The 14,318-nt window shown below is 37.4% G+C and carries 21 protein-coding genes; 8 read left to right on the top strand and 13 right to left on the bottom strand.

From position 1 onward, the window contains the following. Positions 1 to 83: 83 nt before the first annotated feature. Positions 84 to 665: a phosphatidylglycerophosphatase A family protein gene (locus HCH28_RS02525; protein ID WP_054549790.1), complete on the bottom strand. Its 582-nt coding sequence runs from the start codon at positions 663 to 665 to the stop codon at positions 84 to 86. Positions 666 to 778: 113 nt separating this feature from the next. Between HCH28_RS02525 and HCH28_RS02520 the strand changes: the two genes are divergently transcribed. The 3 genes from HCH28_RS02520 to HCH28_RS02510 all read left to right on the top strand — a co-directional run bounded on the left by HCH28_RS02520 (position 779) and on the right by HCH28_RS02510 (position 2,529). Continuing rightward, positions 779 to 1,498 (top strand): alpha/beta hydrolase, encoded by a 720-nt coding sequence (locus HCH28_RS02520; RefSeq protein ID WP_054549789.1) that lies wholly within the window; start codon positions 779 to 781, stop codon positions 1,496 to 1,498. A gap of 83 nt (positions 1,499 to 1,581) precedes the next feature. Continuing rightward, complete coding sequence (locus HCH28_RS02515) at positions 1,582 to 2,097, top strand: YjcG family protein (RefSeq protein WP_216487062.1); 516 nt, start codon at positions 1,582 to 1,584, stop codon at positions 2,095 to 2,097. A gap of 3 nt (positions 2,098 to 2,100) precedes the next feature. Beyond that, positions 2,101 to 2,529 carry a GNAT family N-acetyltransferase gene (locus HCH28_RS02510; protein ID WP_221679535.1) on the top strand — a complete coding sequence of 143 codons (429 nt, stop codon included), beginning with the start codon at positions 2,101 to 2,103 and terminating at the stop codon, positions 2,527 to 2,529. A 120-nt stretch (positions 2,530 to 2,649) separates the two neighbouring features. On the opposite strand, the gene HCH28_RS02505 is transcribed toward HCH28_RS02510, so the two are convergent. The 6 genes from HCH28_RS02505 to HCH28_RS02480 form a co-directional block, all read right to left on the bottom strand. After that, the gene (locus tag HCH28_RS02505) at positions 2,650 to 2,898 is read right to left on the bottom strand and encodes a stage VI sporulation protein F (RefSeq protein ID WP_004230969.1); all 249 of its coding nucleotides are present in this window, start codon (positions 2,896 to 2,898) and stop codon (positions 2,650 to 2,652) included. Positions 2,899 to 3,028: 130 nt separating this feature from the next. Beyond that, a complete protein-coding gene (locus HCH28_RS02500) occupies positions 3,029 to 3,202 on the bottom strand; it encodes a YjcZ family sporulation protein (RefSeq protein ID WP_004230967.1) in 174 nt (57 codons plus the stop codon). 65 nt (positions 3,203 to 3,267) lie between these two features. Next, positions 3,268 to 3,627, bottom strand: a complete 360-nt coding sequence (spoVAE, locus tag HCH28_RS02495; protein WP_370635293.1) for a stage V sporulation protein AE — start codon at positions 3,625 to 3,627, stop codon at positions 3,268 to 3,270. A gap of 16 nt (positions 3,628 to 3,643) precedes the next feature. After that, complete coding sequence (locus tag HCH28_RS02490) at positions 3,644 to 4,639, bottom strand: stage V sporulation protein AD (RefSeq protein ID WP_221679532.1); 996 nt, start codon at positions 4,637 to 4,639, stop codon at positions 3,644 to 3,646. Further along, positions 4,633 to 5,088 (bottom strand): stage V sporulation protein AC, encoded by a 456-nt coding sequence (gene spoVAC / locus HCH28_RS02485; RefSeq protein ID WP_004230957.1) that lies wholly within the window; start codon positions 5,086 to 5,088, stop codon positions 4,633 to 4,635. Before spoVAC ends, HCH28_RS02490 begins: the two co-directional genes overlap by 7 nt. Continuing rightward, complete coding sequence (locus HCH28_RS02480; protein ID WP_255600424.1) at positions 5,089 to 5,493, bottom strand: YhcN/YlaJ family sporulation lipoprotein; 405 nt, start codon at positions 5,491 to 5,493, stop codon at positions 5,089 to 5,091. 133 nt (positions 5,494 to 5,626) lie between these two features. Between HCH28_RS02480 and HCH28_RS02475 the strand changes: the two genes are divergently transcribed. Then, positions 5,627 to 6,151 (top strand): CotY/CotZ family spore coat protein, encoded by a 525-nt coding sequence (locus HCH28_RS02475; protein ID WP_004230953.1) that lies wholly within the window; start codon positions 5,627 to 5,629, stop codon positions 6,149 to 6,151. Between the two features lie 63 nt (positions 6,152 to 6,214). On the opposite strand, the gene HCH28_RS02470 is transcribed toward HCH28_RS02475, so the two are convergent. From HCH28_RS02470 to HCH28_RS02445, 6 genes are all read right to left on the bottom strand, one after another. Then, positions 6,215 to 6,616, bottom strand: a complete 402-nt coding sequence (locus HCH28_RS02470; RefSeq protein WP_257521209.1) for a hypothetical protein — start codon at positions 6,614 to 6,616, stop codon at positions 6,215 to 6,217. 53 nt (positions 6,617 to 6,669) lie between these two features. Then, positions 6,670 to 8,046, bottom strand: coding sequence for a magnesium transporter (mgtE, locus tag HCH28_RS02465; RefSeq protein ID WP_221679529.1), 1,377 nt, complete (start codon positions 8,044 to 8,046; stop codon positions 6,670 to 6,672). Positions 8,047 to 8,363: 317 nt separating this feature from the next. After that, the gene (locus HCH28_RS02460; protein WP_221679527.1) at positions 8,364 to 9,299 is read right to left on the bottom strand and encodes an RluA family pseudouridine synthase; all 936 of its coding nucleotides are present in this window, start codon (positions 9,297 to 9,299) and stop codon (positions 8,364 to 8,366) included. Then, entirely contained in the window at positions 9,274 to 10,068 is a 795-nt protein-coding gene (locus HCH28_RS02455) for an NAD kinase (RefSeq protein ID WP_004227435.1), read from the bottom strand. The genes HCH28_RS02460 and HCH28_RS02455 overlap by 26 nt, the downstream gene beginning before the upstream one ends. Beyond that, positions 10,065 to 10,736: a GTP diphosphokinase gene (yjbM, locus tag HCH28_RS02450; RefSeq protein WP_004227437.1), complete on the bottom strand. Its 672-nt coding sequence runs from the start codon at positions 10,734 to 10,736 to the stop codon at positions 10,065 to 10,067. The genes HCH28_RS02455 and yjbM overlap by 4 nt, the downstream gene beginning before the upstream one ends. Before the next feature lie 56 nt (positions 10,737 to 10,792). Continuing rightward, the gene (locus tag HCH28_RS02445) at positions 10,793 to 11,176 is read right to left on the bottom strand and encodes a UPF0738 family protein (RefSeq protein ID WP_004227440.1); all 384 of its coding nucleotides are present in this window, start codon (positions 11,174 to 11,176) and stop codon (positions 10,793 to 10,795) included. Positions 11,177 to 11,302: 126 nt separating this feature from the next. Here HCH28_RS02445 and HCH28_RS02440 point away from each other — a divergent pair, with 126 nt between their 5' ends. The 4 genes from HCH28_RS02440 (at position 11,303) to HCH28_RS02425 (ending at position 14,107) form a co-directional block, all read left to right on the top strand. Continuing rightward, a complete protein-coding gene (locus tag HCH28_RS02440; protein WP_221679525.1) occupies positions 11,303 to 11,890 on the top strand; it encodes a CYTH domain-containing protein in 588 nt (195 codons plus the stop codon). 28 nt (positions 11,891 to 11,918) lie between these two features. Next, on the top strand, positions 11,919 to 12,677 hold the full coding sequence (locus HCH28_RS25295) for a lytic transglycosylase domain-containing protein (RefSeq protein WP_221679523.1): 759 nt from the start codon (positions 11,919 to 11,921) through the stop codon (positions 12,675 to 12,677). Positions 12,678 to 12,897: 220 nt separating this feature from the next. Continuing rightward, positions 12,898 to 13,305, top strand: a complete 408-nt coding sequence (locus HCH28_RS02430; protein WP_004227447.1) for a globin domain-containing protein — start codon at positions 12,898 to 12,900, stop codon at positions 13,303 to 13,305. Then, a complete protein-coding gene (locus HCH28_RS02425; protein ID WP_221679521.1) occupies positions 13,298 to 14,107 on the top strand; it encodes a DsbA family protein in 810 nt (269 codons plus the stop codon). Before HCH28_RS02430 ends, HCH28_RS02425 begins: the two co-directional genes overlap by 8 nt. Positions 14,108 to 14,318 lie beyond the last annotated feature (211 nt).

The raw sequence follows: 14,318 nt of genomic DNA, 5'->3' as shown, positions 1-14,318 counted from the left end.
AAAGCATATAACGATAAAAAGTAATACAAATTAGAGCCTTCTCAAAATTTGAGAAGGCTCATTTTTAATAGAAGAAACTCATTTTAAATTTCATTATGTGATTTTGGTTTTGGTCCTAGCTCTTCAGGTTCGATATCAGCGAATGTTTCGCCTTCTTCTTCTAGGTCACGCATACGATGTGCAATACGTGAAGCCGCTGACGCTGCTATACTACCAACCAAATCATCTAAGAACGTGTTGACATGATGTCCGGGTTCTGTATCCAGTTTTTTAATAATCCCTATTTTCTGCTTGTCTAAATGACCAAAAGTAGTAACGGCAATGCTGCCATATGTAAATACAGATCCTAGTGCGATTGTTTCGTCTACACCAAATAGACCTTCATCTGATTCGATAATTTGTTGTAGTGGTGAAGATAATAATTTTTTCTCTGCTAATTCATCTAATTCAATCCCTACTAATAAAGCATGTTGCACTTCTCGCTTACGTAATACACGTTCAACAGAATGAACACAATGCTCTAGTGTTAAACCTTCATTATAGGTTTTTTGCATTTCGTAAACAATTTGCGCGATATCCTCTATCGCTACACCTCTACGAATTAACGCGGCTTGAGCTGCCTTTGCTACTTCGTCAGAGTGCACACGAATACTTTTATTATGCATAATTAACCCTCATTTCGATTTTTATTGCTAGTATAATGCTAGCCCAACCTATTATACCTTTACTTACGTAATATGGTACAATTTTGTTACAAACACAAGAAGGAGTGTCATCATTGGATAAGGGAACAGTACAGGATTTAACATTTTACAGTGAGTCATTACAGGAAGAATTACAGCTCTATATTTATGTTCCTGCAAATTATTCTCCACTATATAAATACAACATTTTAATCGCATCAGACGGTAAAGATTATTTCCAACTTGGTGGTATTACAAAGCTAGCTGATGAACTGATTGATGACTATGAAATCGAAAATTTAATTATTGCATTTGTTCCTTACAAAGACATAAAAGATCGACGTCATAAATATATCCCGAGCGGAGAGCAACATGAAGCCTATCTTCGCTTTTTAGCACATGAGCTAGTGCCATATTTAGATCAGGAGTATGCCACTTACCAAATGGGTATGAGTCGTGGAGTGATTGGTGACTCTATGGCTGCTACTGCTTCCTTAATGGCTGCTTTAAAGTATCCTAGCATCTTTGGCAAAGTCATACTACAATCACCTTATGTAGATGCTGATGTATTAAAGGCTGTGGAAAATTTTAAAGATCCAGGATCTATTTCTATCTACCATATCGTCGGCAAAGGCGAAGATCAGGTTGTGACAATGGATAAAACCATCAAAGATTTTCTAACACCTAATCGTCAATTGCATGATCTCATGATAAATAAAGGGTTTACTACATTTTATGACGAGTTTGATGGCAATCATACATGGAAATATTGGAAACCAGACCTTCGACGTGCATTAATTGAAAATTTCAATTAATATGAAGCGATTCAAATTACGAAAACTGAAATTTCTGTTATACTTAATTAGAAAAATTGTTTATTTTCGGGAGGTAATGGACTATGAAGTACGGTATTGTGGCATTTCCATCAAAAAAATTGCAAGATTTAGCGAATACTTATCGCAAACGATACGATCCTCATTATGCAAAGATTACACCGCATATGACATTAAAGGACAGCTTCGATGCGTCTGAAGAAGAGATTCAAACCATCGTCAAGCAATTAGATGAACTTGCTGCTAAATATGCACCTTTAAACATTCATGCATCTCGCATTAGTTCGTTTTTCCCTACAACAAATGCGATTTACTTCCGCATTGAACCAACAGAACAATTAGCAGCATTCCAACACGATCTTCAAGAAAAAATCCCTTATGGGGAAATGAAGCATGTATTTGTTCCACACATTACAATCGCTCAAAAAATGTCAGATTCAGAGCATGATGACATTTTTGGTCAATTACGCATGACAGGCGTTGATGAAAAAGATACAATTGATCGCATTCATCTTTTATATCAATTAGAAGATGGTTCATGGACAACTTACGAAACATTCCGTTTGTCTGGAGCTGAGTAATTGTTGCATAACGTTAAAATTGTTGAAACAAAGCAAGAACACGATGATGCCTTTGCTATTCGCAAAAAAGTATTTGTTGAAGAGCAAGGTGTTCCGCTTCATCTAGAATGTGATGCTGAGGATGCAACTGCAACACATTTCATTATGTATGATAACGATGAGCCTGTAGGAGCAGCACGTTTACGTAGTATTGACAATAATACAGCTAAAATTGAGCGTGTTTGTATTTTACAATCCCAACGCGGGAAAAAATTAGGCGCTTTAATTATGAAGGAAATGGAGAAGCATGCCATTTCTATCAATAAAAAAACCTTAAAACTTCATGCACAAAGCTATGCAATTCCCTTTTACGAAAAGCTAGGCTTTACAGCTACCTCGCCTGAGTTTATGGATGCAGGTATTCCACACCGTGCTATGGAGAAGAATATTTAATGAAAGGGTGTTACGATATTTATCATGTCGTAACACCCCTTTTTTATGAGACGAATTCGCTTGCCACCATTTATCTACTCTATCGTAACAAGCTGCATTGCCAAGTAGATATGCCATGCGCTACTTCATCATTCTAGTGATTTTATCGAAATCTAGTGATGCTCCATCTTGAATAATAGATTGTACTAATTTATCTTCTAACTCTTGCGTAATCGATCTGTTAGATATTTTAGCAACACGTCGTACAATTTTTCTTACTTGTTTTTCACTTGTAAAATCCGCATGTTGAATGGCATTGGCTAATGCGAAGATTTCATCCATCGATACACCTGTTTTTTGCTCAATCGAATTAAAAAACGAGCGATGCATGTTTTCCCTCCTATCATAAAAACTCAAAATGACCTTGCGTCTTGCACGAAACATTTCGCAAATGGTGGAGGCCTTAACTTTATTTAGAATATCCTAAATAAAAGCTAAAGCCTTTATTATGTTCATCAAATTAGATGTAAGTAGCGCCAACAATAATTAATAGAATGAATAGTACAACAATTAGAACAAATGTAGAACCATAACCATAGTTGTTGTTGCCTCCAGAGTATCCTCCGCAGTAGCTATTGTTCCACCCACCAACGTTATTTCCGTACGGTTGTGAGCCCCAGCCTTGGTATCCCATAAAAGCACCCCTCCCTTCTACAACCTATAATATGTTTCGGTCGTAAAAATGGGAGGGGTATTCGTCTAGTCAATATTCCCTTTTGGTCTAAATATTAAGGCACCAATAAAGCCAAACACAATAGCAGCACTAATTCCTGAGCTTGTTACTTCGAACATGCCTGTTAATACGCCAACAAGTCCATGTTTTTCTGCCTCCGCCAGGGCACCATGTGTTAATGAATTCCCGAAGGATGTAATGGGCACTGTCGCCCCTGCTCCAGCAAAATTTATTAATGGCTCATATAAGCCCATACCATCCAAAATCGAACCTACAACCACTAACGTACTTAGTGTATGGCCCGGTGTTAAATTGCCAACATCCATTAATAATTGACCTATGACGCAAATAATACCTCCAACAATAAATGCAAATACAAAAGTCATAACCATGTTTTTTGCCTCATTTCATCGTAATTTCTATCGCATGTGCTGTACATGGAATCGTCTCGCCTTGCTGATAGGATAGCGGAGATAATAACGCTCCCGTTGCTACTAGTAATACTCGCTTATAGCTCCCTGCACGCATTTGTTGAATAACATAACTAAAAAAAACAGCTGCCGAACAGCCTGCTCCACTTGCACCAGATTGGAATGCTTGATCCTGTCCATAAAATTCAGCACCTGCATCACGTAATAACGTGAGCTCTTCATTTTTCACGCCATTTTCCACAAGCATTCCTTTCAATAGCTTTAAGCCAAGCTGTCCCAAATCGCCTGTTAAAATTAAATCGTAATGATAAATTTTTTGATTTCTCTGTTGTAAATGAGATTGAATCGTCTGAAAAGCAGCAGGTGCCATTGCAGCACCCATGTGGAAAGGATCATCCATACCATAGTCAACGGACTTACCAATTGTTGCCGCTTCTATAGAAGGATACTCCTCGCGATGCTTCCCAATTAGCGCATAACCAGCAGCAGTTACTGTCCATTGAGCTGTTTGTGGTTTTTGTGCGCCATAATTGATGGGGTAACGAAACTGGCGTTCAATTGCATTATGTTGACTAGAGGCACCTGCTAATGAAAAATTAGCAGCTCCTAACTCAGTTAACAGGCATGCAATAATAACTGAAGATACGGATGTGGCACATGCCGAGAATAGTCCAATAAAAGGGATTTCTAAATCCCTAGCGGCAAAATTAGTTGGTGTCATTTGGTTGACTAAATCTCCGCCCATTAAATAATTGATATCACCTTTTTGTACGCCCATTTTTTTCATAGCAAATTCACAGGCCTCTTCGATCATTTTACGATGTCCCTGTTCATTTGTTTTCATTTGCCAACGTTCATCATCATACACAGAGTCAAAATATTGACTAAAAATACTCCTATTTTCTAATGGACCTACTACCACTCCACCTGCTAAAAGAGAGGGCTTCGATTGAAAAACAATTACCATGAAACCACTCCTATCGTTACGAGGATATATTTAATGAGCGCTACAAAAAATGCTGACACTACACCAAATAAAACAACTGATCCTGCTAATTTAAATAAATTTCCGCCGACTCCCAATACTAGCCCTTCAGAACGATGCTCGATAGCTGCCGAAATAACAGCATTCCCAAAGCCTGTTACTGGAACTGCCGATCCAGCCCCAGCAAATTGACCAATTCTTTTATAAAGGCCAAGACCTGTTAATATCATGGCGAAAAATACCATCGTTGCAACAGTTGGATTTCCTGCTGTTGCCTCTGTAAAATTGAAGAAAATAATATAAAAAAGAGACACAGCTTGACCAATTGCACAAATAAAACCGCCAACGAAAAAGGCTTTTGCTACATTCTTTAAATAAGGGGGCTTTGGTGTAACATTTTGCTCTAACTGTTGATATTGCTCTTTTTCCATTTATGTCTCCTCCTTTGCAAGCTCTTTTAGTTCTGTAATTTTATCGCTTAATTTAGTATCTTCCATCTGATCCTTTTTTATTTTATTGGCTTCATAAAAAATTTTGTAATCAGCGGAGACAAACACATCTTTGTTTGGATATTTCTCTTCAAATTTCTTTTGCAATTTTTTCTCTAACTTAGTTTTTTTCCACTTTTCCCATGGTTTAATTTGTACTGCAATAAGCATACTATCGTCATATTGGATAACCGTTGAGCGATCAACATAGTCTTCTTCTTTTATAAGGGCTTCTACTTCACTTTCATTTTGTGGAGACCCATAGACGATAAATTTTTCCTTTTCAGCACAACCATTCAACAGCGATAAAACAACTAAGAGAGGTAACGTCATTCCTAGTAGCCTCAAGTTTTACCCTCCTTTTCTTTACAGTTTCTCCACACATAAAAAAACTATTCATTCAAAGAAATACACAAAAGCCCGAGTCCAGTTTTCAAAAGTACATATTGTAGAAGTAGTAACAAGGAAAGGGGGTGACAATATGGGTTGTGGTAAGCCAACAAATCCTATTGGACCAATCCATTCAGCAGGCTGCGTTTGTGACGTAGTTCGCGCTATTTTAGATATTCAAAATCAAGCGGTGCGAGATGAGTGTTCTCCATGTACAGCAAACTGTTTCTTAGAGCCACTAGGTGGGATTGTTAGTCCTGCACGCTCACAAGCAGATACACGTGTTTTCATGTTAATTACAAAAGATGGTACTCCTTTCAAAGCATTCTTTAACTCTCCAACAGCAGATCCTTGTATTTGTACATCCGTATTCTTCCGCGTAGAAGATATGTTTGATGAATGTTGTGCTACTTTACGTGTTTTAGAGCCATTATGTACATTTGACTCTAGTGAAAGTACAGTAGACTTACTAAGCAAAGACGGTTGTTGTATCAACATGAAGAAAATCTGTAAAGTAGATGACTGGAGCTCAACAGATAGCTGTATTACTGTGGATTTATCTTGCTTCTGCGCTGTACAATGTATCGCTGATGTTGACTTAGGGATTTGTGACTAATTCTTTCACCTTTGACACACACACATAAAAAAAGTGTACAGCATCCTCTGCTGTACACTTTTTTTATAAAGTTGGCAATTTTCTTCCGCGCCAAAGTATTTGCTGTATATCTTCAAAATGAATGATTTCCTGTATTTTTAATTCTAATGATGTGAGCATTAAAGAATCATTCTGTACATCTGAAGCTGTCCCAGTTAATTTTCTACCATCTTTTAAACAAACTAATAATGGCTGATAGGCTCTCTGACGAAATGGTTTTTCTAAAAATTGGAGCTGTTTCAGTAAATAAGGATCTATTTGTACATCATCTACTGTCTCATTTTTTTCTTCAACTATTTGCTCATCGAACATATTGTCCTTCACATAGACAGATGTACTTTCATCCAAATCAAGTTCATGTAACACCTTAGAAATATTTAAAAAATATGATGGTGATTTTATAAACAAGCGTGGTTCTTGATCCACTTTACTCACTTCCCTTTTTTCCATACAATATGCGAAAGTAAGCAAATTGGTTCTTAGCCTATTTGGCTTAAGAAAACTGTCGCTAAGCCCAAATAAATTAAAATACTTGTAATATCATTTAAAGTAGTAATAAAGGGTCCTGATGCAACAGCAGGGTCTATTTTTAGTCGATGCATTAACAATGGAATAAATGAACCAGCTAAAGTCGCCACTAAAATAGAGCCACAAAGTGCTGCCCCTACTAACATACCTAGGACAAGTTCATGTTTCCAAAAATAAACGATCCCAATAACAATTAATCCACAAACAATGCCTGACATTAAGCCAGTACCTGCTTCACGTAATAGTAACTTAAATTTACTATGTTCTTCTACATCACCTGTTGCAATCCCTCGAATCGCCACGGCCAATGCCTGTGTTCCACTATTACCTGAAGTTCCTGAAATTAATGGAATAAAGACCGCTAGTAAGGCAACCTTATCTAATGTATCCTCAAATTGCCCCATTAGATTAGCTGTTAACATACCTAGAAACAGTAGAACTACTAACCAAGGCAAACGTTTTTTAGCCGCTTGGAATGGTGTTACATCAAATTTATCCATATCCGAAATACCGGCTAATTTAGAGTAATCCTCAGAAGCCTCTTCATCAATAACATCAATAATATCGTCAACCGTGATAATACCAAGTAATTCTCCTCTATCATCAATAACAGGTGTCGCTAAGAAATTATAATCCTTCATAATTTGCGCGACTTCTTCTTGGTCATCGCCTACATGTACCATCACGACACGCTCATTCATAATAGAACGAATAAGTGTATCCTCATCAGCAATGATTAAGTCTCGTAACGATATAACACCCGTCAGACGATGTTCTTCATCCACTACAAAAATATAATAAACAGTTTCAGCATCTGGTGCCTCTTTACGCAATATGGCCATAGCTGAACGAACTGTTGAATTTTCTGGTATAGCGACATATTCAGTGGTCATGATAGAACCAGCAGTATATTCATCGTAACTTAGTAGTTCATTAATATCTTCTGCCGCTTCTTCATCCATCATTTCTAAATAGCTTTCACGCTGTGCTGTATCCAGTTCATTTAAGACATCTGCCGCATCATCTGCGTACATATGAGATAGCATTTCTGCACCGTATGATTGATCCATTTCAGCAAGATATGCTTTATACTCATCATCTTCAATATCGATTGCCTCAAAAATATCAGCCATTTCTGTCGGAGACAAGAACGAATAGATGATTTTCCTTATATCAGGTTCCACCTTTTCATAAAACGTTGCCTGATCATATGGATGAAGTTCTAAAAACTCATCACGAAATGCTTCAATATTATGTGCTTCTAGCATTTCTCGTAGATGTGCCTCATCAAATTGCACATCATCCTTTTCATTTCTTTCCTCTATCATGCTTGTCCCCTCCTTCCGAGCTTTCAATCATTTTACGGGCAATGCCTGCCGTAAATCTACCTTCTATATAATAGAGTGTAATGTACCTTTTCTGCAAACTCTTTTTTAAGTTATATTTATGAGCAAATGGGCAGATTTTTATAAATTTCAATATTACGCCTAAAATCCTGACGATTCTATTTTACTATACCTTACCTTTGTCACTTTGTTATGAATAAGGTGTAAAAATAATCTACTTCTCTAATACGCAGCTTAACCTAAATCAAAAAATGATAAGGAGATGCTCGTTTACGCGAACACCTCCTTTTATCAAAAATTTATGCAGAAGATTCCTTCAGTAATCTTTGCATGTCTTCATTTAGCATACTTGTAAAGTGTAATGGCACACTTGTTAAAGGATGTTCCATACTTAAAGATACACAATGTAATGCTTGTCGATCAATTTGAAGACGACTACCACCATAAAGGTCATCCCCTACAAGTGGATGTCCAAGATGCGACATATGCACGCGAATTTGATGTGTACGACCTGTATGCAGTTGAAGTCGTACATGTGTCATTGGTTCAGCACCCAGTGAAAAACGCTTCAGAACCTTTACATCCGTATGTGCATATTGCCCATCTTCCCGTACATCTCTTTCAATAATACTACCTTCTTTACGACCAATCGGAGCTATAATCGATTGAAAGTTTTGTTCGATATGTCCATGTACAATGGCTTCATATTGTCTTGAAATCTCTCTCTTACGCTGAGCAAGCCCTGTTAAATGATGAATATGAGCATGCTTAGCTATGCACAGTAAACCTGATGTATCTCGGTCTAGCCTTGTAACAATATGAGCCGTAGAGGCCAATCCTTGTTTCTGAAAATAGCCACAAACTAAATTTGCAATGCTGTTGGTTGGATGCTCTCGTGAGGGTATCGTACTTTGATGAGCTGGTTTGTTGAGCACTAAGATGGCATCGTCTTCATATACAATGGTCAAATCCCCATGCTCAATAGCAAGCCCTTCACTTTTTTCTTCGGGAGGAAACGTTACTTTCACACAATCTCCAACTTGCAGGATATGTCTCACATTACGTTCGACATCATTCACAGTCAACATGCCACCATCAAACTTAATAGCTGTTAGAGCTCGCTTAGAAATACGCCACTCTTGAAGTGCCTCTCGTAATAATTGGCCATTTTTCTTCGCCTCAAATTGTAATGTAAATCTTGTATCCACGTTATTCATTTGCAACAAATGATTCATGCACTCGCTCCCAAAATGGGAATGGTCGGAAACGGGCAAAACGTACTCTTTCATTTGCTACATTAAACGCTATGGCTTTCACATCACCTTGAGTAATTTGCAAGTGATCAACAGTCATATTAAAATTTTGTTCATTTACAGGACGCAATACACAATGATGGTGTGCTGGCAAGATTAATGGCGATCCTACTGTCCTGAAAACGCGGTTATTAATTGAGGCAATTTCAGTGACTTGGAGTGCCGCTAGTGTAGGATGTATGATGGCTCCACCTAGTGCTTTATTATAAGCCGTACTACCCGAAGGAGTGGATACACAAAGACCATCGCCACGGAATCGCTCAAATTGATTGCCATTTAACTCAACATCCATCACAAGCGTAACATCTGGCGATTTGACGGTTGCTTCGTTTAAAGCAAGATACGTATTGGATTCGGCATTATGATGCTCTACCCTTACTTCCAGCAGTGGATATTCCACAACATTAAAATCCTTTTTAGCAATGGACAAAACTAATTTTTCTAATTCAGATGGTTTCCAATCCGCATAAAATCCTAAATGCCCTGTATGGATACCAACGAAGGCTACCTGGTCTAATAAATGAGAGTATCGATGAAAGGCATGCAATAGTGTGCCATCTCCTCCAATCGAAACAACAATTTCTGGCGTCTCTTCATCATAGGTCAAGCCAAAATCCTGTAAATAGGTTTTAGCAAGTTCCATCAGCTCGTTGGATTGTGCATCTCTACGTGATTGAATCGAAAATTTCATTGTGCGTCACGCTCCTTCTCCGTTAGTAAATTAGGATTCGATGCTTCTTTATATTCGCTAAAGTAGGCCTGTGCCTCTTGAATTTCACTACGAATGGATGACATTTCCTCATCCAACCGAAATGCTGCCTCCGCAGCACTTTGCAAGCGATTCTTAATTTCTTCTGGGAACATCCCCTTATATTTATAATTTAAAGAATGCTCTATTGAAGCCCAGAAATTCATAGCTAGTGTTCGGATTTGTATTTCCGCTAATACTACTTTTTTTCCTTGAATTGTTTCAACAGGATACTCCACTATCATATGGTAGGAGCGATAACCGCTAGGCTTATTATGTGTAATATAATCGCGTTCTTCCACTACACGCATATCTTTTCGCTGACGAATTAGCTCAGTTACCGTTGAAATATCATCAACAAATTGACACATAATCCGAAGGCCAGCAATATCGCCAAGTTCGTCACCAAGTTGTTTAGAAGGCTCAAAAGCTAGTCCTTTTTCTAACGTTTTGTCATATATACTTGCTAAAGGCTTGACACGTCCTGTGACAAATTCAATTGGCGAATTGGCATTAACAATACCAAATTGCGAACGCATGCCCTTTAATTTTACTTTTAATTCGTCTACTGCTTGTTTATAAGGACTTAAAAAAATTTCCCATTGTCCCATTGTAAAAACCTCCCGACAATCGGTATCGAACACCACCGTCTGTTCGTTTTGTCTTTCTATTCAGCGAGAATAGCCTTGAAGTGTTGTTCCACTGCTTGGACAAATTCTGCCCCATAATTGTAATTTCCTTCAATATTATACACGAGCATTTCTAATTCCTCGTAGAAATTTGTCAGTTCGATCACTTCTTCACCTATTCGTAGCAGTGGATTTTTCCCTTTTTGTAAAATATGTACAAGATTCTCCCAACTACTCGGTGGAAAACGCAAGTAATGATAGTCTTCACCTGCATCAAGTAAATAAATGAATGCAAAATCATCTGAATCTGCAATGAGTTGTCCAGCAGGTTTTAACTGTAAATTTACTTCATTGTCGTTTAAACTAAAATGAAGTTGATCCTGTTCAAAATTCGATGTATCTATTGTATAAATTTTACGCACATGCGGTTCCCCTTTTCGTTGTACTCTTCCTCTTATTTTAGCACACAGGGTAAATAGTTGCAGTGTGTAAATATTAATTCGAGCGAAACAACGGATGAAAAATAAAAAATAAATAGGTGACTATAAATGACACAAGAAATTGAGATTGAATTTAAAAATCTATTAACAAAACAGCAATACGAGGAATTATTACAAGAGTTCCACATTAGCCAAAATGCTATTCATCGTCAAGCAAATCATTATTTTGACACACCTAATCAAGCTATTCGCAAACTACAAAGTGGGCTTCGTATTAGACAAATTGGTGATTATTACGAATGTACGCTCAAAGAAAAAAACACTGAGCATGCTCACCTTGAAACGACGGATGAAATAACAGCAATAGAGGCGCAACAAATGTTAGATGGCAAGGGATTTTATGCTCAAGAGGTAAGTAAAAGATTAGCTCTTCATAACATTCCTTTAGAACAATTGCATGTATTTGGTACTCTCACTACAGATCGTGTCGAAATTCCCTACAAAGAGGGACTTCTTGTTTTTGATCATTCTTTCTATTTGCAGTGCGACGATTATGAGGTAGAATATGAAGCAAAAGATGCAATAAAAGGAAATATAATTTTCGACGAATTTTTACAACAATATGGTATTGATAAGCAACCAACTGATAAAAAAATTGCTCGTTTTATGAAGGCACTAAAAGCACAAAATTTATAAAAGTAGAAAAAGGAAGGTGTCTGACTCCTTGGATATTCAATCATTCAAATCTTTACTAGAAATTCGAGCTTTGCAAACACTTGGATCTAGCGAAAGTTCACCCACAGACAATGAGTCTATTTTTTCTGACATGATTAACGAATTATTAGGAGAAACTTCGACAGCAAGTAATGCTAAATTATCAAGCTTGCTTGCTACAGGAACAGCAAATAATTCAAATTTCATCAATGAATTGGCTACTTTGGAGCAAAGTCCATTAGAATCATTACTTTACAAAGGCTCTAATGCTGTGTTTATACCTGAATCAGTCAAACAAGCTTTAGCAAACACATATGCTACTAACAAACTTGATTCCTATGTTTCAGACGATGTAATAGGCTCTACAGCATATGCCAATTCACTAGCAGGATCAAATGAGTATACTGCCATTATTGAAAAAGCGGCCGCTACTTATCAGATACCCGCGAAGCTTATCGCAGCAGTTATTAAACAAGAATCTAATTTTAATCCAACTGTAGTAAGCCATGCGGGGGCGCAAGGTTTAATGCAACTCATGCCCAAAACAGCACAATATTTGGGTGTGACTAACGCTTTTGATCCAGAGCAGAATATTATGGCTGGTGCAAAATATTTGCGTCAAATGCTCGATAAGTTTAATAATGACCCTACACTAGCATTAGCAGCTTATAATGCTGGCGCATCTCGTGTTACAAAATATGGAGGGATCCCTCCTTTCAAAGAAACACAGAATTATGTCAAAAAAGTGATGAATTACTTTACAGTGTAATCGCATCTTTCTTGTTATCTATGTCACTTCCAACAAATTTCACCCATAGTGGTGAAATTTGTGCTTTTGTAGCGAACAGCAATTCGAAAGAGCTCTTTGTTTGTGTTAACGAAAAGACGTTGATAGAATGAAGGTAGTCACAAGAATTTCACAATTTGATGAGGATGAAGTATACAATATGGTACTTTACGATATAAAGAATTAAAGGAGCATATAACTTATGAGTCGAAAATACACTGTTCCTTATGAGGAGCTGGGAGCTGAAAAACTGTCAGAACTCATTCATGCGTTCTATAAAAGAGTTGCTCAGCATCCTGATCTTATTCCAATCTTTCCAAAGGATTTAACAGAAACAGCCCGTAAACAAATTCAATTTCAAACACAGTATTTAGGGGGACCAAATCTTTTTACTGAGGAGCATGGTCATCCGATGATGCGTGCACGTCACATGAATTTTCCTATTACACCTGACCGCGCTCAAGCTTGGCTAGAGTGTATGTCAGAAGCAATGGATGAGGTAGGTTTGGAAGGGAAGTTCCGTGAAACTTATTATCAACGTTTAGTATTAACAGCTCATCACATGGTTAATACGCCAAATGACGATGAGGGGGAATTGTTACGTGAATAATATTCAAATGTTGCAAGAGCCAACGCCAACGATTTCTACTGCAAACAAGCCAATTGAATTGTATATTTTCGTAGATCCACTTTGCCCTGAAGCTTTCAGTATGCAAGCAACTCTTCGTAAATTACAGCTTGAATACAACCATTACTTCACATGGCGCTTTGTTTTAAGTACAGAACTTACTTCTTTAAATTGCTTAAGTAAACGTGTCAAAGGCTGTATTTCAGGAATCGAACTTGATATAAATCATCCTGTTTTACCTTCTATCGCTATTAAAGCAGCTGAATTACAGGGGAAACGTGCAGGTGCACGTTATTTATCGAAACTACAAGAATACGTATTATTAAGTCATCAAGATGTAAACTCCTATGCAACGCTTTTAAAAATAGCTGAGGATGTTCAACTCGATATGAATGAGTTTACTGTTGACTTTGGTTCAAAGGAGGCAGCACGTGCTTTCCAATGCGATTTATATATTAAACGCGAAATGGAAGTAGAAGAAGTACCAAGTATCGTATTTTTCAATGAATGTATTGAAGATGAGGGACTAAAAGTTAGTGGTAGCTATTCCTATGAAGTTTATGAACATATTTTACAAGAAATGCTGAGCGAACAGCTTGTCCGTCAGCCTTTACCATCAATAGAGGACTTATTTTCTAAATTCCATACTCTTTCTACAAATGAAATAGCTTTTATCTATTCATTAACAGAGCAAGCAGCAGAGCGTGAACTCAAGAAACGTATGCTGCAACAAAAGATCGAACGAATCCAGACTACTCACGCTACGTTATGGCGTCTTAAATAATAAAATAAAAGGGACTCCAATCATCATGATGGAGTCCCTTTTTCAAGATAACGCAAAATACAAAGAAGCGCCTCTATCCTCGACCGATAGAGACGCTTCTTTTTCACAAAGGGGATGGGAGAAATGTTCACGTTCAAACAAAGGGGTGTATGTTTGTTTTGTGATTTATTTCACAAGAATTACTCTATCATGGAATAATATATTTAGCAAT

Origin of the sequence: Lysinibacillus sp. K60, assembly GCF_019731275.1 — a bacterium.
Taxonomy (GTDB): domain Bacteria; phylum Bacillota; class Bacilli; order Bacillales_A; family Planococcaceae; genus Lysinibacillus; species Lysinibacillus capsici.
This window is presented reverse-complemented; position numbering and strand designations above follow the sequence as displayed.